Consider the following 18,979-nt stretch of genomic DNA (forward strand, 5'->3'; position numbering starts at 1 on the left):
GTCGACCGTTCATCTCCAGTCGGGAGTACGAAAGTGTCTTTGTTCAGTTCCATCATCCGCAAGCTGCCGGTCGCCGGCCTGATCGTCGCCACGCTCGGGCTCGCCGCCTGCAGCCAGGAGAAGACCGAGGTCCAGGACATCATCCGTCCGGTCAAGGTGGTCGAGATCGGCCAGGCCGAAAAGAGTCGCGAACTCACCTATTCCGGCTCGGTGCGAGCCCGTACCGAAATGAACCTCGGCTTTCGCATCTCGGGCAAGGTCACTGAGCGCCTGGTCGACATCGGCCAGCATGTGACGACAGGCGATGTGCTAGCCCGTATCGATCCCACGGACTATGAGTTGTCGGTCAAGAGCGCCAAGGCCAGCCTCGACGCCGCCGAGCGGCAGGTCGAGACGGTCGATCTGTCCCGCAAGCGCGCCGAACAGCTTTTTGCCAAGAACTTCACCTCCAAGTCGCAGCTCGAACAGGCGACGCTGAGCTACAACCAGGCGGTAGCGACGCGCGATGCTGCCCGCTCTACCCTTGCTCAGGCGCAGAACCAGGTCGTCTACACCGATCTCAAGGCGAGCGAGAACGGCATCGTCACGGCGGTCTCGGCCGATGTCGGCCAGGTGGTCGGCGCCGGAACGCCTGTGATGACCGTTGCCGTCGACGGCGAAAAGGAAGTGCTGATCGCGGTTCCCGAAATGGACATCACCGCCTTCAAGCCGGGAAAGGACGTCAAGGCCAGCTTCTGGTCCGATGACGCGCTGGCGCTCTCCGGCAAAGTGCGTGAAGTCGCCGGCAGCGCCGACCAGCAGTCGCGCACCTTTGCCGTCCGCGTCTCGCTGCCCGACGACCCGCGCGTGCTGCTCGGCATGACCGCCAACATCGAGGCCTCGGTGGCCAAGAAGCAGGAGATGGTGTCGATCCCGCTCAGCGCGCTTGCGGAAAAGGATGGTCGCAAGATTGTCTGGACCGTCGACCGCGCCGGCGAGACGGTGCACGAGCGCCTGGTCAAGGTTGCGGAGTTCACCGCCGACGGCGTCAGCGTCGCCGACGGGCTCAAGCCGGGGGATGTCGTCGTTGCCGCCGGCACCCAGTTCATGACCGAGAATCTCAAGGTCAAGCTGACCGGCGATGCGGTCCAGGCCGCCTCTGCGGAAGGCGATGCCGCAAAGGCCCTGCGCTGACCGCAGGCATGAAGCCGGCTTGATCGTCGCTTCGGCGAAAGGGCTGGGCAAGCGAATTCAGGGTTTCCGGGCGGCGAGCGCCCGATGGTCGAGACGCCAAGATCGAGTTCCCCCGCATCGATCCGCGCGTCCCACCGCGATGAGTGTCTCTCCGCTCGGAAAGCCTCGCCGCCCGGAAGCCAGCATCGGAATATCCTAGCTGCATGCAAAGCGCATGCGCGCACGATCAACGAATTGGACTGACGCCGATGACCACCACCGACAGCACTGAAAAGCAGCCTTTCAATCTTTCGCGCTGGGCCATCGGCCATCCCTCGATCGCGCGCTTCCTGTTCGGTCTGATCATCATTGCCGGCGCGCTCGGCCTTATGCGCATGGGCCAGAAGGAAGACCCCGATTTCACTTTCCGCGTCATGGTCGTCCAGGCGATCTGGCCGGGCTCCTCGATCCAGGAGATGGAAGACCAGGTCGTCAACAAGATCGAGCGCAAGCTGCAGGAAACGCCGCACCTCGACTTCGTCCGTTCCTACACCCGCGCCGGCAGCGCCATCATCACCGTCCAGATCAAGGGCGACACCAATGCAGAGGAGGTGAAGGACGCCTTCTACCAGGTGCGCAAGAAGGTTGGCGACATCTCCGGCGACCTGCCGCAAGGCCTGCTCGGGCCCTATTTCAACGACGAGTTCGGCGACACCTTCATCACCCTGCACTCGATCGGCGGCGATGGCTACAGCTATCCGGAGCTGAAGAAATTCGCCACCCAGGCTCGCGACATGCTGCTGACGACGCCGGGCGTCGAGAAGGCCGTCATCATCGGCGACCAGCCGGAGAAGCTTTATATCGACGTCTCGTCCAAGGCCCTGGCCGAACGCGGCCTGACGCTGACCGACCTGCAGAACGCCATCAAGGGCCAGAACAATGTCGATCCGGCGGGCTCCGTCGACACCGGCCTGCGCTCGGTGCGCATCTCGGTCGAGGGCGATGTCACCAGGGCTGCCGACATCAGGGAATTGCGCCTGCGCGCCGGTGGTCAGGTGACACGTCTTGGCGACATCGCCACCGTGAGTTCCGGTCTCGAAGATCCCTATCAGCGCAAGTACCGCTTCAACGGCCACGAAAGCGTCCAGGTCGGCGTCGTCATGGCCAAGGGTTTCAACGTCAGGGACGTGGGCACGGATGTCGAGGCGACCTACAAGCGCTTCGAGGAAGCGCTGCCCTACGGCGTTGCGGTCGACCAGATTTCCAACCAGCCCGAGGTTGTCAAGGACGCCGTCAACGAGTTCATGGAGGCGCTCGGCGAGGCGCTGCTGATCGTGCTTGCTGTCTCGCTGCTGTCGATCGGCTGGCGTTCCGGCCTGGTCATCGCCATTGCCATTCCGCTGGTGCTGGCCGCCACCTTCGCAATCATGTACGAGCTCGGCATCGATCTGCAGCGCATTTCGCTCGGCGCCCTGATCATCGCGCTCGGGCTGTTGGTCGACGACGCCATGATCGTCGTCGAGATGATGGAGCGCAAGCTGGAGGAGGGGCTGGTCAAGATCGAGGCGGCGAGCTTCGCCTATTCGTCGACCGCCTTCCCGATGCTGAGCGGCACGCTGATCACCATCGCCGGCTTCATCCCGGTCGGCTTCGCCGCCTCGACCGCAGGCGAATATGTGCGCACGCTGTTCTATGTGGTCGGCATCGCGCTGGTCGTGTCGTGGTTCGTCGCCGTCTATTTCACGCCGTGGCTGGGCTACATGATCCTCAAGCAGCGCAAGCATGCCGGCAACCATCATGACGCCTTCGACACCGGCTTCTACCGGCGGCTGCGCGCCACGGTCGGCTGGGCGGTGCGCCACCGCATCATCGTTCTGGTGATGACGCTGGTCACCTTCGCCACCAGCCTGTGGGCGTTCCAGTTCATCCCACAAAACTTCTTCCCGCAATCCTCGCGGCCGGAAATCCTCGTCGATCTCTGGTTGCCTGAGGGAACCTCGATCAAGGAAGTCGAGACGCAGGCCAAAGCGTTGGAAGCCCGGATGATGGACGACAAGGACAAGCGCTTCATCGCCACCTATATCGGCGAAGGCGCGCCGCGCTTCTTCCTGCCGCTCGACCAGCAATTGCGCAATCCGAACTATGCGCAGCTTCTGGTGATGGCCAATGACGAACCGGCGCGCGAGCGGCTGATCCTCAAGCTGCGCTCAATCCTGGCGCAGGATTTCCCTTCGATCCGTTCCAAGGTCGACCGTCTGTTCCTCGGCCCGCCGACCGGCTGGCCGGTGCAGATGCGCATCATGGGTCCGGACCGCCAGGAGGTGCGCCGCATCGCTGACCAGGTGAAGGCGAAATTCGCCGAAAATCCGCTCCTCGGCGCCGTCCATGACGACTGGCTGGAGCCGGTACCGGCGATGAAGCTGGTCATCGACCAGGACCGCGCCCGTGCGCTTGGCGTCACCTCGCAGCGCATCCGCCAGATGCTGCAGGCAGCGATGTCCGGCGCGCCGCTCGATGACTTCCGTGATGGCGAGGAGACGGTTTCCATCGTCGCCCGCGAACCGGACGCCAGCCGCAGCCTGCTGTCCTCGGTCGACTCGGTCTATATCCCGACCGATTTCGGCGGCTTCGTGCCGCTGTCGCAGGTGGCCAAGGTGGTGCCGGTGCTCGAGCAGGGCGTCGAATGGCGGCGCGACCGCCTGCCGACCATCTCGGTGCGCGCCACGCTGCCGGATGGCGTGCAGTCGAACGACGTCGTCACCAAGCTCTACAATGACATGCAGGGCATGCGCGCCGGCCTGGCGCCCGGCTACAAGATCGAGATCCAGGGCGGTGCGGAAGATTCCGCCGAAAGCCAGGCCTCGATTGCCGCCAAGGCGCCGATCATGCTGGCCGTCATCGTCGTGCTCCTGATGATCCAGCTGCAGCATTTCGGCAAGGCGATGCTCGTGCTCGCCACCGGTCCGCTCGGCATCATCGGCGCGGCGGCGGCTCTGTTGATCAGCGGCGCGCCGTTCGGCTTCGTCGCCATCCTCGGTGTCATCGCGCTGCTCGGCATCATCATGCGCAACTCGATCATCCTGGTCGACCAGATCGATCAGGACATCGCCAGGGGGATGGACCGATCGGAGGCCATCATCGGCTCGGCCGTGCGCCGTTTCCGGCCGATCGTGCTGACGGCGATGACGGCGGTGCTGGCGCTGATCCCGATCTCGCGTGCGGTGTTCTGGGGACCGCTCGCCTACGCCATGATGGGCGGCATCCTCGTCGCCACCGTACTCACCATCCTGGTGCTGCCGGCAGGCTACGCGCTGTTCTTCGGCCGCGAGCCGAAGAAAGGCAGGAAGCCGGCTGATGAGGCCGTGCAGGACAATGACAGGCCGCCACTGGCCCTGGCCGCCGAGTAGGCGCTGCTGGGGCACAGGATCTTCCTTGGAAAATGCTGGAACGCCGTACGCTTGACGTGCGGCGTTCTGGCTTTCTCCTTGCCGGTGGCACCGAGCACCCAGGCAAGTATCTCAACACCAGGCGGGTTCATCAAAATAGGTTGAACGGCCACCTGTATGAAAATGCTTCGCGGCGCCGGTTTTGCAAAACAGAATTCCTTTCCAGGACGGCAAAGCCGTCCGATCCTGCTTACATATCGGAGCGGCAACGCTCATTCGCATCAGGTGATCATCCCATGGTAGACAATAAGCAATTGCGGCTCGGCGCCTTCATGCGTCCGGTCAGTCTTCACACCGGGGCCTGGCGCTATCCCGGCTCATATCCCGATGCCAACTTCAACTTCGCCCATCTGAAGCGCTTCGCGCAGACGCTTGAGGCGGCGAAGTTCGACGCCTTCTTCATGGCCGACCATCTGGCCGTTCTCAACATGCCGATCGAGGCGCTACGGCGCAGCCACACGGTGACCTCGTTCGAGCCGTTCACGCTGCTGTCGGCGCTCGCCGCCGTCACTGATCATATCGGCCTTGTCGCCACCGCATCGACGACCTTCGACGCGCCCTATCACATTGCCCGTCGCTTCGCCTCGCTCGACCATATCAGCGGCGGCCGCGCCGGCTGGAACATCGTCACCACATCCAATCCCGACGCCGCGCTGAACTTCGGCCTCGACGAGCATGTCGAGCACGACGAGCGCTATCACAATGCGCGGGAATTCTACGATGTGGTGACCGGCCTCTGGGACAGCTTTGCCGACGACGCCTTCATCCGCGACGCCGAGAGCGGGCTCTATTTCGATCCCGCGAAGCTGCATGTGCTCGACCATAAGGGTGAGCATCTCTCGGTGCGCGGCCCGCTCAACATTGCGCGGCCGGTGCAGGGCTGGCCGGTCATCGTCCAGGCCGGCGCATCTGAGGCCGGGCGGCAGCTGGCAGCCGAAACGGCGGAGGTGATCTTCGCCGCCCATTCCGATCTGGCGGCTGGGCAGCGCTTCTTTGCCGATGTCAAAAGCCGGGCCGAGAAGCTCGGCCGTTCGCGCGACGACACCAAGATCCTGCCCGGCGCCTTCGTCATCGTCGGCGACAGTGTCGAGGAAGCACAGGCCAAACGCGCCAAGCTCGACAGCCTGGTCTATTACGAGAGCGGCATTGCCTCGCTGTCGATCGCGCTCGGCCATGACGCGTCGGCCTTCGACCCCGACGCGCCCTTGCCCGAAATCCCCGAGACCAATGCCTCGAAGAGCGGCCGCGAGCGCGTCATCGAGCTGGCGCGCCGGGAGAATTTGACCGTCCGCCAGCTGGCGCAGCGGCTCGGCGGCTATTCCGGCCTTGCCTTAGTCGGCACGCCTAAAACCATCGCCGACGCGATGGAGGAATGGTTGGTTGCCGAGGGGTCAGACGGCTTCAACGTCATGTTCCCCTATCTGCCTGCCGGGCTCGATGACTTCGCCGAGAAGGTGGTGCCCGAGCTGCAGCGGCGAAAGCTCTTCCGGCGCGAGTATGAGGGCACCACCTTGCGCGAGAATCTCGGCCTGAAGCGTCCGCCGAACCGGTTCTTCGAAGGCTCCGAAGCGGCCACTCGCAAGGCCGGCTGACGTCCTGCCACAAAAAGAAACGGGCGCGCCGAAGCGCGCCCATTCTTTTCAGCCATCACTTTCAGATGACGAAGTACCAGTTGGCGAGCAGCATCACCACCAGGCCGGCGACCAGCGTCAGGTAGGGCAGCATGCCTGCCTTTTTGACCGAGAGGTCTGCGCCCGCCATGCCGAGGTCGGCCAGCATGTGGTCGGGGAACTTGCCCTTGTCTTGGACGTAGTGCCGGTAGCAGAACACCGGGATGATCAAGGCGGCTGTGATCAGGCCGGCCCAGAGCGCCATCGGGTTCCACACCTTGGCGCCGGCGCCCATGAAGATGGCGTTTACATAGGCGAAGATGGCGCCGAGGCCGAGCAGCCAGCTCGGCGCCTTCCAAGGCCGGTTGATGTGGCCGTTGTCGATGCGGTGGATCCAGCCGGCATTGAGGTTGAGGAAGTTGAAGATGATGTAGCCGCAGTTCGACACGGCGAGGATGAAGAAGAAGCTCGTCGCGTCGGCCGAGGCGATGGCCAGCACGATCAGGTTGAAGACGAGATCGGTCCACATGGCGCGCGTCGGCGCGCCATGCTCGTTGACGTGGCTGAGATAGCGCGGCAGCCAGCCATCGACCGAGCCCTGGTAGAGCGTGCGCGACGAGCCGGCCATTGCCGTCATGATGCACAGCACCAGCGCCAGGATCATCAGCATCACCAAGAGGCTGTGGATCAATGCGCCACCCCCGACCATGCCGGCCAGTGCATCGGCGACACCCGAGCCGTCGACGATCGGCGTCGCCAGCATGCCGTTGAGGCCCAGCACGCCCTGGAAGGTGAAGGGCACCAGGATGAACAGAAGCATGCAGAGCAGGCCGGAATAGAAAATCGCCTTGAACGTGTCGGTGCCCGGGTTCTTGAACTCCGATGTGTAGCAGACGGCGGTCTCAAAACCATAGGTCGACCATGCGGCGATGAACATGCCGCCCAGCACCAGCGTCCAGCCGGCAATGTTCCACGAGCCGGGCTCCGGCGCGTAAGCCGCCGCCAGCGGCACCAGCGGCGAAAAGTTCGCCCAGTTGATCTGGCCGGTGACGATCGGCACGACACCGACGATCAGCATCGGGATGATGACCAGGAGGCCGATATACTTCTGCACATTGGCGGTGCCGAGAATGCCGCGATGCTGGATCGAGAAGATGATCAGCATCAGCACCGCGCCGATGAAGAAAGTGGCATTGAGGGTGAAGGAGACAGGACCTAGCGTGTGGCTGAACAGCGTCCAGTTGCGGATCGCCGGCGTGGCCGCCGCGGTCACCGCGGCGATGGCGTCGGCAGGCACCGTTCCGGCATGCGCCGCGATATAGGCGACGACGTCCGGCGACGCCTCGGTGAACAGCGGCACCGGCGCCAGCGCGTTGAGAATATAGGCGGCGGCGATCGAGCAGCCCAGCGACAGCACCGGCGACCAGGCGAACCAGTTGCACCACACCGACAGCGGCGCGATGAACTTGGAATAACGCAGCCAGGCGGTGGCGCCGTAGATCGAGGCGCCGCCCGACTTGTTCGGGAACAGGCCGGCGATCTCGGCATAGGTGAAGGATTGCAGGAAGCCCATGATCATGGAAGCGATCCAGATCCCGAAGGCCAGCGTTCCCGTCGTTCCGGCAATGCCGCCGATCGAAAACAGGACAAGGGCAGGAACGCCGCTCGCCACCCAGAAGGCGCCGCGCCAGTCGATGTTGCGGAGCAGCTTGCCTTCAGCGGGCTGCTCCAGGGCAGTGGTAATCGTGCTCATCTGTCTGAATTCCCCATTTTGTGTTCCCGGCCGGTGATGCCTCGGCTTCGCGAAGCTTGTTCCCCGGTACATGACCGCACGACTCCAGTGTTTCCACTCAGTCGTATTTTTTTCTTAACAGTGAAGATTGATCCGGCGCGCTTTCACGTCAAGTGATTTGTGGCGTCGTGCACATCACGGTTGCGAAACGCTCGCTTTGTCCTTCTCCCCTTGTGGGGTGAGAAGCGGTCCGCGGTAGCGGACGGAAAGCCAATTGCTTTCGAGCTTCGAACGCCCTGAGCCTGCGAAGGGCCGGGGGTGCAACCCTCAGGATCGCGGCCTGGTCTTTTGCGGATCGTAGTGGGCGAAGGCCACGACGCGCGCCGGCAGCCGCTTGGCATGACCGTCGAGCTTGCCGATCTCCACCTCTGTGCCGATTGCCGCGTGGGTGACGTCAAGCCTCGCCAGAGCGATGTTTTTGTTCAGCACCGGCGAGCGCATGCCCGAGGTGACGACACCGATCTGGGCGCGGCCGATATGGACGCAATCCCCATGGCCGACGGCGACATTGCTGTCGATGTCGAGGCCAACGAGCTTGTGCTGCGGATGTTCCTTGCGCCTTATCAGAGCCTCGCGGCCGATGAAATCGTCGGTCTTGGCCTTCAACGGTACGGTGAAGCCAATGCCCGCCTCGAACGGGTCGGTCTGGTCGGAGAATTCGTAACCGGCGAAGATCAGCCCGGCTTCGATGCGCACCATGTCGAGTGCCTGCAGGCCCATCGGCTTCAGCCCGTGCGGCTGGCCGGCCTCCCAGATGGCATCGAACACTTTTTCGGCGTCGCGTGGGTGGCACCAGATTTCGTAGCCGAGCTCGCCGGTATAACCGGTGCGCGACACCACGACCGGAATGCCATTGCCGCCGCCGATGCGCGCGACAGCGAAGCGGAACCATTCGAGTTCGTCGATCGACGGTTGCAGCGGCGAGGTCCAGACCACCTCTCGCAAAATGTCACGGCTCTTCGGCCCTTGGACAGCGACATTGTGCATCTGATCGGTGGAGGAACGCACCAGCACGTTGAGGCCAAGCTTTTTCGCGGTGTCGCGCAGCCATTCGCCGGACAGGTCGTCGCCGCCGACCCAACGGAAATTGTCCTTGCCGAGCCGCAGCAGCGTGCCGTCGTCGATCATGCCGCCATGCTCGTAGCACATGGCGGAATAGACGACCTGGCCGACGCCGAGCTTCTTGACGTCGCGGGTCAGCGTGTATTGCAGCAGCGCCTCGGAATCCGGGCCGGTGACCTCGAACTTGCGCAACGGCGACAGGTCCATGATCACGGCATCCTGCCGGCAGGCCCAGTATTCGGCGATGGCGCCTTCCTTGGCGAAGGAATTGGCCAGCCAATAACCCCGGTATTCCACGAAGTTGCGGGTGTGCTTGGCGAAGCTTGAATGGAAGGCGGTCTCGCGGGTCATTTTCGGTTCCGAATCGGGCGTCATGCGTCTGGCGATCGCTCGCGAGAATTTGTGTTGGCCGGAATAGGTTCGCACATGGATGTCGGTCGGGTTCCAGCCATTGGCCGGTGTCGTGTCGTCGGGACAGGCGGAGGAGACGCAGACGATGTCGGTGAGCGCCCTGAGCAGGACATAGTCGCCGGCGCGCGACCACGGCTCATCCGACACCATGACGCCATGGGCGTCGATCGCCGTGTTGAAGAAGAAGTTGATCGCCATCCAGCCGGCACGTGGGGTGACACCCTTGTCGGCCAGCGCGCGGTTGAAATTCTCCGAGCAGTTGGTGTGGCCGGGATAGCCGATGTCGTCGTAATATTTGGCGGCACACGCCAGCGCGAACGCGTCATGCCGGCCGCATGTGTCCTGCACCACCTCAACCAGCGGCTCCATGTCCTGGTCGTAATATTTCGAATGCAGGCCGGGCATCGGATAGCTCGATCCCATCAGAGTGCGCGTCGTCGTCACGTCGAGCGGGTGGTCGAGACCCTTGTCCAGCTTGCGCGCAGAAAAGCACTGGAAGTCGGTGCACTGGCGGCCATCGACGTCGATGATCTGCAGATAGTCGCCGGCCTTGACGAAATAGGATTCGGCTGTTGCCGAATGGACGCGCAAATCGAGCACCGGATCGGCGAGCGGATCGGCGAGCTGCGATTTCGATTTCAGGCGCACCGTGGCACGGCGGACGATGACGGTGAGCGGCGTTGCCGTGTCGTGGCCGTCGACCAGCATCGGCCCGCTAGGCGCTGCAATCAGCAAGCCGCCATCGCGCGCGACGGTGAAGGCCTGCTCGGTGCCTGCCGGCGTGGCGCCGCCGAAGACGCGCACCGCCTTGGCCTGGTCAAGCTGCACCTGGCGGCGCTCGAGTCCGCGGCGCACGGAAGCGAGGCTATCGTCGCCCTCGGCCAATAGCGCCTTGATCCCGGCGGCATTGCTATTGGACTTTTCGCCGAAGATGGCGGGGTCGGTGGCGCCTGACTTGTCCCAGGCCAAAAGCTCGCAGGCCTGGCCGCCCTCGACATTGCGGATGGCAAATGTATCGCCGGCCTCGATATCGATCAGCACCGCGCCGTTACCGGGGGCCGCATACCGCTCCATGCCCGGCGGCAGCGCGATCTGGCCGGGCCGCAGGATGAGGCTTGGCCGGGGCGGCCCGGCTGTCACTGAAGGGTAGGGCGACTGGCTCATCTCAGCCTTGCGGTTCGAGAAACAAGTTTGCCTGTGTGTAAAATTACTTTAGCTGCAAGAATAGCAGCGCAGTTGCGTTTGGCAAGGCTGGCTCCCCCTTCTCCCTCTGTGGGAGAAGGTGTCGCCGCAGGCGACGGATGAGGGGTGTTCCAGCGGTGAGACGTTGGCGTACCCTGGAACACCCCTCATCCGTCTCGGCACTAACGCGCCGATCTTCCTTCTCCCACAAGGGGAGAAGGAAGAAGCGCACAAGCGCTACGCCAAATCCTCGGAATGCCCGATCTCGACACCATACTCCGCCGCCGAATCCAGCATCGTGTGCCACAGACTTTCAGCAAATGTCGCAAACATCAGCACGTTGAACACCGCCTGCCCATCCGGCCGGTCATTCCCGCGCCAGAGCGTGACGCTGGTGTGATCCATCGAGGTCGCGGCAGCCGCCCCAACCAGAAATGCATCGGGATGCAGATCGATCGACGACAGCTTGCCCAGCATCGCCCGCGCCTTGGTACCGGAGATACTGATCAGCACTCGCGCATGCGACTGGTCCGATAGCGAAGCGGAAGACGCGAACGTCTGGGCGAGTGCTTCAGTCCCATGCTTGCCGCCCTTCAACAGCACGAAGAACTGGTCCGGTCCCGACCAGATCAGCGTCGCATCCGAAGTCTGCACCGCCTTGGGTGTCTCAGGAGCCGCAACACCGAAGCTTGCCTTCGCAGCGTTGGCCAAATCTCCCGCCTTGCCGCGCCGCGCCATCACCTGGATCAGGTCGAAATTGCGGATTTCGGTCAGCAACACGCCGACATTGCCGTTCGCGCCGTAAGGCCCGACAACAAGTGCCCGCTCGAGCGGGCTACGAACATCCCAGGAAAAATCAGCCACGCTGGCGCCCTCCATCGGGATCGTAGAAGACGGGATTGCAGAGCTCGACATCATAGTCTTCACCGCGCAGCGGATCATGCGCGTGGACGATCTCGCCGATGCGTTCGCGGCCGCGCTCGACAAGGCCGAGACCGATCCACTGGTCGAGCGTCGGCGAGAAGCAGACCGAGGTGACGTAGCCTTGGTCGTTATCAGGCCCGGGCGTCTGGCCCTTCGGGATGATGTGCGCGCCGGAGCGCAGGCGGCGCGCCTTGTCGATCGGCTTGATGCCGACCACGACCTGCCGGTCCGGCGCCACCAGCGCCTCGCGGCCGGCCATGACGCGACCGATGAAATCCTTCTTGGTCGACATCATCTTGCCGAGGCCGAGATCGGCGGCGGTCGTCATGCCGCTCAGTTCCGGTCCGGCGACATGGCCCTTTTCAACGCGCATGACGCCGAGGGCTTCTGTGCCATACGGCGTCACGCCGAACGGTTTTCCCGCCAGCATCAAATTGCGTGCCATCGCTTCACCGTAACGCGCCGGCACCGAAATCTCGAACGCCATCTCGCCGGAGAAGGAGATGCGGAACAGCCGCGCCTTGATGCCGCCGCGCAAAGCGACTTCGCGCACGCCCATGAAGGGAAAACCTTCGTTCGAAAGGTCCTCGGCAGGGTCGACGATTTCCTTCAACAGGTCTCGCGTCCTTGGCCCGGCAATCGAGAACTGCGCCCACTGGTCGGAGACCGAGGTCAGTTGCACGTCGAGTTCGGGGAATAGCACCTGCCGGCAGAATTCGAGATGCTGCATCACCAGCCCGGCCTTCGCCGTGGTCGTGGTGAGGAAATAATGGTCCTCGGCCAGCCGCGAGGTCGTGCCGTCATCATAGACGAGGCCGTCCTCGCGCAGCATCAGCCCGTAGCGGGCTTTTCCCACGGCAAGGTTTGAGAAGGTGTTGATGTAGACGCGGTCGAGGAAGGCGCCGGCATCGGGGCCGTGCACATCGATCTTGCCCAGCGTCGAGACATCGCAGAAGCCGACGCCCGAGCGCACCGCCTTGACCTCGCGGGTGACCGATTCCAGCCAGTCCTTCTCGCCCGCGCGCGGATACCATTGCGCGCGCTTCCACAGGCCGGTGTCGACAAAGATCGCGCCTTGTTCGGCCGCCCAGTGATGCGACGGCGTCAGCCGCGTCGCATGGAAATTTTCGTCGCGATGGTGGCCGGCAAAGGCGCCGATGGCGACCGGCACGTACGGCGGGCGATAGATGGTCGTGCCGGTCTCGGGAATGGATTTGCCCGACACCGCCGCCATGATGGCGAGGCCGGCGACATTGGACGTCTTGCCCTGGTCGGTCGCCATGCCGAGCGTGGTGTAGCGCTTCAGATGCTCGACCGATTCAAAACCCTCGCGCTGCGCCAGCTCGATGTCGGACGCGGTGACGTCATGCTGCTGGTCTACAAAGGCCTTGCCTTTGCCGGCGACGTGCCAGAGCGGGGTCAGTGAGAAGGACTCGTCGCCGGCAACAGCTGCAGAGCCCGGATTGCCATTGCGTCCCGCGTCCCGCGCCGCTGCGGCGCCGGCCTCGAAACCTGCGCGCAGGCAGGCGCCTAGCCCGAAGTCGCCGTTAGCCGCACCTGCGGCGACCATACCGGGCGGCGCGCCGTCCGGCACGAAGGCGGCGATGTCGTCTCGCCATTTCGGCCGGCCGCGATGGTAAGAGGTGAGCCCGACCGCCGGATTCCAGCCGCCGGAAACGGCAAGCCCGTCGGCCTCGACCTCGGCGCGCGCGCCGCCGGTCAGCGACACCGCTATTTTTCTTACGCCGTCCTTGCCGCCGTCGACGCCGCTGACCGAACCATGCAGCACGGTGAAGCCGTTCATGGAAGCGAGAGAACGATGGGCAGGCGAGACGTCAGGCCGCGCGTCGATCACCGCCGCGATCTGCAGCCCGGCGCCGAGTGCCGTCTCGACCGTGCGCCAGCCATCCTCATTGTTGGTGAACAGCGCGATCCGCTTTGCCGGCGTCGCCGCATAACGTGTGACGTAGGTGCGGATGGCGGACGCCATCATCACGCCGGGCGTGTCATTGCCGGCAAAGACGATGGGACGCTCAATCGCGCCGGCGGCGACGACGCAGCGCTTGGCCACGGTGCGCCACAGGCGCTGGCGCACCTGATGCTCGGGCGGCACCGGCAGATGATCGTTGACCCGCTCGATCGCGCCATAGGTACCGCCGTCATAGACGCCGAACAGGGTCGTGCGGGTCATGATGCGGACATCCGGCATCGAGCTGAGCTCGGCCAGTGTGCGCGACAGCCACTCCGCGGCCGGCAGACCGTCGATCGTGCCGCCATCCGACAACAGACGGCCGCCGGGCGCAAAATCTTCTTCGCACAGGATGACGCGCGCACCGCTGCGGCCTGCAGCGAGTGCGGCGGCGAGACCGGCCGGACCAGAGCCGGCGATCACCACATCGCAATGCGCCCAGGCCTTGTCGTAGTGATCCGGATCGGGGGTGACCGCCGCGCGACCCAGACCCGCGGCGCGTCGGATCGCCGGCTCGTAGACCATTTCCCAGAATTTTGCCGGCCACATGAAGGTTTTGTAGTAGAAGCCGGCGACGAAGATCGGTGCGAACAGCTGGTTCACCGACATCACATCGTGGCGCAGCGACGGCCAGCGGTTCTGGCTGGCCGCTTCGAGGCCTTCATAGAGTTCGGCCGTCGTGGCCTTGGTGTTGGCCTCGCGCCGTGCGCCGGTGCGCAGTTCGACCAGCGCGTTGGGTTCTTCCGAGCCCGCAGTCAGAATGCCGCGCGGACGATGGTATTTGAACGAGCGGCCGACCAGCTTGACGCCATTGGCGACCAGCGCCGACGCCAGCGTGTCGCCCTGGAAGCCGGAGAAGCTCTTGCCATCGAAGCGGAAGTTGAGCGGCGCCGAGCGGTCGATGAGACCGCCGGATGTGAGACGATGGGATTGGCTGGAACTCACGATGGCCGGCCTCTCATCGATCCAATGCCAGGCGGGACCGTCGCGCTCTTCACCCTCCCCCTTGTGGGGAGGGTCGCTGCGCAGCAGCGGGGTGGGGGTGCGGCACCGACCCCCCCCCNGGGGGGGGGGGGGGGGGTGCGGCACCGACCCCCACCCGGACCTGCGGTCCGACCTCCCCACAAGGGGGAGGTAGGGGGCTGGCGCTTTTCGCGACGGCTGTGGTCTCGACAGAATAGCTCATGTCTCCACCTGGCTCGCACCAGCCCCCGCCGCCGGTTCCACCGCCGAGATCTCGTGCGTCAGCGTGTTGCGGGTGACCTTCAGCCAGGCCCGGCAGCCACCGCCGTGATACCAGTTCTCTGCCATCACGCCGGCGATGTTGTCGCGCAGATAGACATAGTCGTAGACGGCATCTTCGCCGGCATCCGCCGCCGGCCGTACAGGCTTGGCATCGCCGAGATAGCTGAACTCGCCGAGTTCGCGTTCGCCGCAGAAAGGACAGGTGATACGCATCTTGTTCCGGCCGCCTCAATGCAGGTTCGGTTGGGCGCCTTGGCCCTTTTCGTCGATCATGGCGCCGCGCTGGAAGCGGTCGAGCCGAAACAGCGCCGCCTCCTTGTGCGTTTCGTCACGCGCCAGAAGATGGGCAAAGACGAAGCCGGAACCGGGCGTCGCCTTGAAGCCGCCATAACACCAGCCGGCGTTGAGGTAGAGCCCGTCGACCGGTGTCTTGTCGATGATCGGCGAGCCATCCATCGACATGTCCATGATACCGCCCCACTGGCGCAGAAGCCGCACGCGGCCGATCATCGGGATCAGCGCCATGCCGCCTTCGCAGACATCTTCCATGACAGGCAAATTGCCGCGCTGGGCGTAGGAATTGTAGCCATCGATGTCGCCGCCGAAGACCAGCCCGCCCTTGTCCGACTGGCTGACATAGAAATGCCCGGCGCCGAAGGTCATGACGCCGGGGATGAGCGGCTTGATCGCCTCCGAGACGAAAGCTTGCAGCACATGGCTTTCGATCGGCAGGCGCATGCCCGCCATCGCTGCGACACGCGACGATGACCCGGCGACTGCCATGCCGACCTTGCCGGCGCCGATCTTGCCGCGCGACGTCTCGACGCCAGTCACCTTGCCGTTGCCGTCCCGGACAAAGCCGGTGACCTCGCAGTTCTGGATGATGTCGACGCCGAGTTCGCTCGCCGCATGGGCATAGCCCCAGACCACCGCGTCATGCCGCGCGGTGCCGCCGCGGCGCTGCAGGAGGCCGCCCTGCACGGGAAAGCGCGCATGGTCGAAATTCAGGAACGGCAGCATCTTCTTCAGCGCCGCCTGGTCGAGCAGTTCGGCATCGATGCCATTGATGCGCATGGTGTTGCCGCGCCGCGCATAAGCGTCGCGCTGCGCATCGGAATGATAGAGGTTGAGGACGCCGCGCTGGCTGACCATGGCGTTATAGTTGAGGTCCTGCTCCATCCGCTCCCAAAGCTTCATCGAAAGCTCGTAGAAGCCGGTATTGCCGGGCAGGCCGTAATTGGAACGGATGATGGTGGTGTTGCGGCCGGCATTGCCGGAGCCGATCCAGCCCTTTTCCAGCACGGCGACGTTTCTGATGCCGAACTCGCTGGCGAGGAACCAGGCGGTGGCGAGCCCATGGCCGCCGCCGCCGATGATCACAACATCGTAGTGGTCCTTGGGCGCCGCATCGCGCCAGGTGCGCTGCCAGTTCTTGTGGCCGGAAAGGGCAGCACGGGCGAGCGAGAAGATCGAATATTTCATCAGGTCATTCCGAGGTCGCTCGCACCGCTAGGACGATTATATGTCCAGCGTGTGGTCGCGCTCCCATTGCGTGAAGTGCGAAGCATAGGAATTCCATTCCTGTTGCTTCAGCTTTAGATAAGCCGACGAGAATTCCTCACCCAGCGCCGCCTTGAGCGATTTGTCCTTGTCGTATTCGCGAAGCGCGTCGAGCAGGTTGAGCGGCAGCTTCGGCGCGCCCTTCACAGTGTGACCGTTCTGGTACATGTCGATGTCGTAGCGCTTGCCGGGATCGGCCTTGGAGCGGATGCCGTCGAGACCGGCGGCAATGATGACGGCCTGCAGCAGATAAGGGTTTGCGGCGCCGTCCGGCAACCGCAGCTCGAAGCGGCCGGGGCCGGGCACGCGCACCATGTGAGTGCGGTTGTTTCCGGTCCAGGTCACCGTGTTCGGCGCCCAGGTGGCGCCCGAAATGGTGCGCGGCGCGTTGATGCGTTTGTAGGAGTTCACCGTCGGGTTGGTGATGGCGGCCAGCGCCGAGGCATGTTTCATGATGCCGCCGAGGAAATTCTTGCCCTTGGCCGACAGGCCGAGTTCCATCGCGTTATCGGCAAAGACGTTGACCTTGCCGGCCTTGTCCCAGACCGAAATATGGGCGTGGCAGCCATTGCCGGTCAGGCCCTGGAAAGGCTTTGGCATGAAGGTCGCGCGCAGGCCGTGTTTCTCGGCCACCGACTTGACCATGAACTTGAAGAAGGAGTGCTTGTCGGCGGTGGCGAGCACATCGTCGAAAGCCCAGTTCATCTCGAACTGGCCGTTGGCGTCCTCATGGTCGTTCTGGTAGGGGCTCCAGCCCAGCGCCAACATGTGGTCGCAAATCTCGGCGATGACATCGTAGCGGCGCATCACCGCTTGCTGGTCGTAGCAGGGTTTTGAAGCCGTGTCGTATTTGTCGGAGATGACGCTGCCGTCCGGCGAGATCAGGAAGAACTCTGCCTCGACGCCAGTCTTGACATGCATGCCGTCAGTGGCGGCTTCCGCGATCAGCCGGCGCAGCGTGTTGCGCGGCGCCTGCTCGACTTCCTTGTCGTCCATGATGCAGTTGGCGGCGACCCAGGCGACATCGGGCTTCCACGGCAGCTGGATCACCGAATCCGGATCCGGCACCGCCAGCATATCAGGATGCGCCGGCGTGAGGTCGAGCCAGGTGGCGAAACCGGCGAAGCCGGCGCCGTCCTTCTGCATGTCGGCGATCGCCTGCGCCGGCACCAGCTTGGCGCGCTGGCCGCCGAACAGGTCGGTGTAGGAAATCATGAAATATTTGACGCCGTTCTCTTTGGCGAATGCGGCGAGATCGTTCCCCATTATAGTTCCTCGCTTATTTTGATGTGTTTTTTAGAAGCCGTTTTTCCCCGGTATCCAGTTGGTGCCGGCCAGCGGCACGCCAGCCATGGCGGCGGCTTCGATGGTGAGGGCTACGAGATCCTCGGGCTCGAGATTGTGCAGGCTGTTCTTGCCGCAGGCACGCGCAATGGTCTGCGCCTCCAGCGTTATCACCTTGAGGTAGTTCGCCAGCCGCCGTCCGGCGGCGATCGGATCGACCCGCTTCATCAGTTCGGGGTCCTGCGTGGTGATGCCCGCGGGGTCGCGACCCTCGTGCCAGTCGTCATAGGCGCCGGCGGTGGTGCCGAGCGCATTGTATTCGGCCTCCCAGCGCGGGTCGTTGTCGCCGAGCGCGACGAGCGCTGCCGTGCCGATCGACACCGCGTCGACGCCGAGCGCCAGCGCCTTGGCGACGTCGGCGCCATTGCGGATGCCGCCCGACACGATCAGCTGCACCTTGCGGTGCATGCCGAGATCCTGCAGCGCCTGCACCGCCGGCCTGATGCAGGCAAGCGTCGGCTGGCCGACATTTTCGATGAATACTTCCTGGGTGGCCGCCGTGCCGCCCTGCATGCCGTCGACGACGACGACATCGGCGCCGGCCTTCACCGCAAGTGCTGTGTCGTAATAGGGGCGGGCGCCGCCGACCTTGACGTAGATCGGCTTTTCCCAGTCGGTGATCTCGCGCAGCTCGAGGATCTTGATCTCGAGATCGTCCGGCCCGGTCCAGTCGGGATGGCGTGAGGCCGAGCGCTGGTCGATGCCCTTCGGCAGCGTGCGCATTTCGGCGACGCGGTCGGAAATCTTTTGTCCCAACAGCATGCCGCCGCCGCCGGGCTTGGCGCCCTGGCCGACAACGACTTCGATGGCGTCGGCACGGCGCAAATCCCTGGGGTTCATGCCGTAGCGTGACGGCAGGTACTGGTAGACCAGTTGCTTGGAATGGCCGCGCTCTTCCTCGGTCATGCCGCCGTCGCCCGTGGTGGTCGACGTGCCTGAGAGCGTAGCGCCACGGCCGAGCGCTTCCTTGGCCGGGCCGGACAGCGACCCGAAGCTCATGCCGGCAACGGTGATCGGGATTTTCAGCTCGATCGGCTTCTTGGCATAGCGCGAGCCCAGCACGACCGACGTGTCGCACCGCTCGCGATAGCCTTCCAGCGGATAGCGCGAGATCGAGGCGCCGAGGAACAAAAGGTCGTCGAAATGCGGCAGCTTGCGCTTGGCCCCGGCGCCCCTGATGTCATAGATGCCGGTCGCCGCGGCGCGGCGGATTTCGGAAAGCGTGTAGTCGTCGAAGGTCGCGGATTTGCGCGGCGTCGTCGGCGGGTTCTTGTAGGTCATG

General features: G+C 64.2%; 11 protein-coding genes. 3 read left to right on the forward strand and 8 right to left on the reverse strand.

The window, feature by feature from the left end:
• The first annotated feature begins 33 nt into the window (after window positions 1-33).
• The 3 genes from X771_RS158545 to X771_RS158535 all read left to right on the forward strand — a co-directional run bounded on the left by X771_RS158545 (window position 34) and on the right by X771_RS158535 (window position 6,190).
• Window positions 34-1,173, forward strand: coding sequence for an efflux RND transporter periplasmic adaptor subunit (locus X771_RS158545; protein ID WP_031202468.1), 1,140 nt, complete (start codon window positions 34-36; stop codon window positions 1,171-1,173).
• A gap of 248 nt (window positions 1,174-1,421) precedes the next feature.
• Window positions 1,422-4,559, forward strand: coding sequence for an efflux RND transporter permease subunit (locus X771_RS158540; protein WP_023687056.1), 3,138 nt, complete (start codon window positions 1,422-1,424; stop codon window positions 4,557-4,559).
• A 275-nt stretch (window positions 4,560-4,834) separates the two neighbouring features.
• Entirely contained in the window at window positions 4,835-6,190 is a 1,356-nt protein-coding gene (locus X771_RS158535; RefSeq protein WP_023687057.1) for an LLM class flavin-dependent oxidoreductase, read from the forward strand.
• 61 nt (window positions 6,191-6,251) lie between these two features.
• On the opposite strand, the gene X771_RS158530 is transcribed toward X771_RS158535, so the two are convergent.
• The 8 genes from X771_RS158530 to X771_RS158495 form a co-directional block, all read right to left on the reverse strand.
• Complete coding sequence (locus X771_RS158530; RefSeq protein WP_023668560.1) at window positions 6,252-7,961, reverse strand: APC family permease; 1,710 nt, start codon at window positions 7,959-7,961, stop codon at window positions 6,252-6,254.
• Between the two features lie 306 nt (window positions 7,962-8,267).
• Window positions 8,268-10,637 carry an aminomethyltransferase family protein gene (locus X771_RS158525; protein WP_023687058.1) on the reverse strand — a complete coding sequence of 790 codons (2,370 nt, stop codon included), beginning with the start codon at window positions 10,635-10,637 and terminating at the stop codon, window positions 8,268-8,270.
• Between the two features lie 255 nt (window positions 10,638-10,892).
• Window positions 10,893-11,519 carry a sarcosine oxidase subunit gamma family protein gene (locus X771_RS158520; protein ID WP_023687059.1) on the reverse strand — a complete coding sequence of 209 codons (627 nt, stop codon included), beginning with the start codon at window positions 11,517-11,519 and terminating at the stop codon, window positions 10,893-10,895.
• Complete coding sequence (locus X771_RS158515; RefSeq protein ID WP_023687060.1) at window positions 11,512-14,493, reverse strand: sarcosine oxidase subunit alpha; 2,982 nt, start codon at window positions 14,491-14,493, stop codon at window positions 11,512-11,514. Before X771_RS158515 ends, X771_RS158520 begins: the two co-directional genes overlap by 8 nt.
• Window positions 14,494-14,730: 237 nt before the next feature.
• Window positions 14,731-15,006: a sarcosine oxidase subunit delta gene (locus tag X771_RS158510; protein WP_023684437.1), complete on the reverse strand. Its 276-nt coding sequence runs from the start codon at window positions 15,004-15,006 to the stop codon at window positions 14,731-14,733.
• A 15-nt stretch (window positions 15,007-15,021) separates the two neighbouring features.
• Window positions 15,022-16,275, reverse strand: coding sequence for a sarcosine oxidase subunit beta family protein (locus X771_RS158505; RefSeq protein ID WP_023668554.1), 1,254 nt, complete (start codon window positions 16,273-16,275; stop codon window positions 15,022-15,024).
• A gap of 36 nt (window positions 16,276-16,311) precedes the next feature.
• Entirely contained in the window at window positions 16,312-17,619 is a 1,308-nt protein-coding gene (gene glnT, locus X771_RS158500; protein ID WP_023684436.1) for a type III glutamate--ammonia ligase, read from the reverse strand.
• 30 nt (window positions 17,620-17,649) lie between these two features.
• Window positions 17,650-18,978 (reverse strand): FMN-binding glutamate synthase family protein, encoded by a 1,329-nt coding sequence (locus X771_RS158495; RefSeq protein WP_023687061.1) that lies wholly within the window; start codon window positions 18,976-18,978, stop codon window positions 17,650-17,652.
• Between the last annotated feature and the right edge of the window lies 1 nt (window position 18,979).

This window comes from Mesorhizobium sp. LSJC269B00, from assembly GCF_000502815.1.
Classification (GTDB): Bacteria; Pseudomonadota; Alphaproteobacteria; order Rhizobiales; family Rhizobiaceae; genus Mesorhizobium.

Coding starts and splice junctions, on each gene's coding strand:
- X771_RS158535 (WP_023687057.1), top strand. CDS start 4,835: ATGGTAGACAATAAGCAATTGCGGCTCGGCGCCTTCATGCGTCCGGTC.
- X771_RS158495 (WP_023687061.1), bottom strand. CDS start 18,978: ATGACCTACAAGAACCCGCCGACGACGCCGCGCAAATCCGCGACCTTC.
- glnT (WP_023684436.1), bottom strand. CDS start 17,619: ATGGGGAACGATCTCGCCGCATTCGCCAAAGAGAACGGCGTCAAATAT.
- X771_RS158505 (WP_023668554.1), bottom strand. CDS start 16,275: ATGAAATATTCGATCTTCTCGCTCGCCCGTGCTGCCCTTTCCGGCCAC.
- X771_RS158540 (WP_023687056.1), top strand. CDS start 1,422: ATGACCACCACCGACAGCACTGAAAAGCAGCCTTTCAATCTTTCGCGC.
- X771_RS158510 (WP_023684437.1), bottom strand. CDS start 15,006: ATGCGTATCACCTGTCCTTTCTGCGGCGAACGCGAACTCGGCGAGTTC.
- X771_RS158530 (WP_023668560.1), bottom strand. CDS start 7,961: ATGAGCACGATTACCACTGCCCTGGAGCAGCCCGCTGAAGGCAAGCTG.
- X771_RS158525 (WP_023687058.1), bottom strand. CDS start 10,637: ATGAGCCAGTCGCCCTACCCTTCAGTGACAGCCGGGCCGCCCCGGCCA.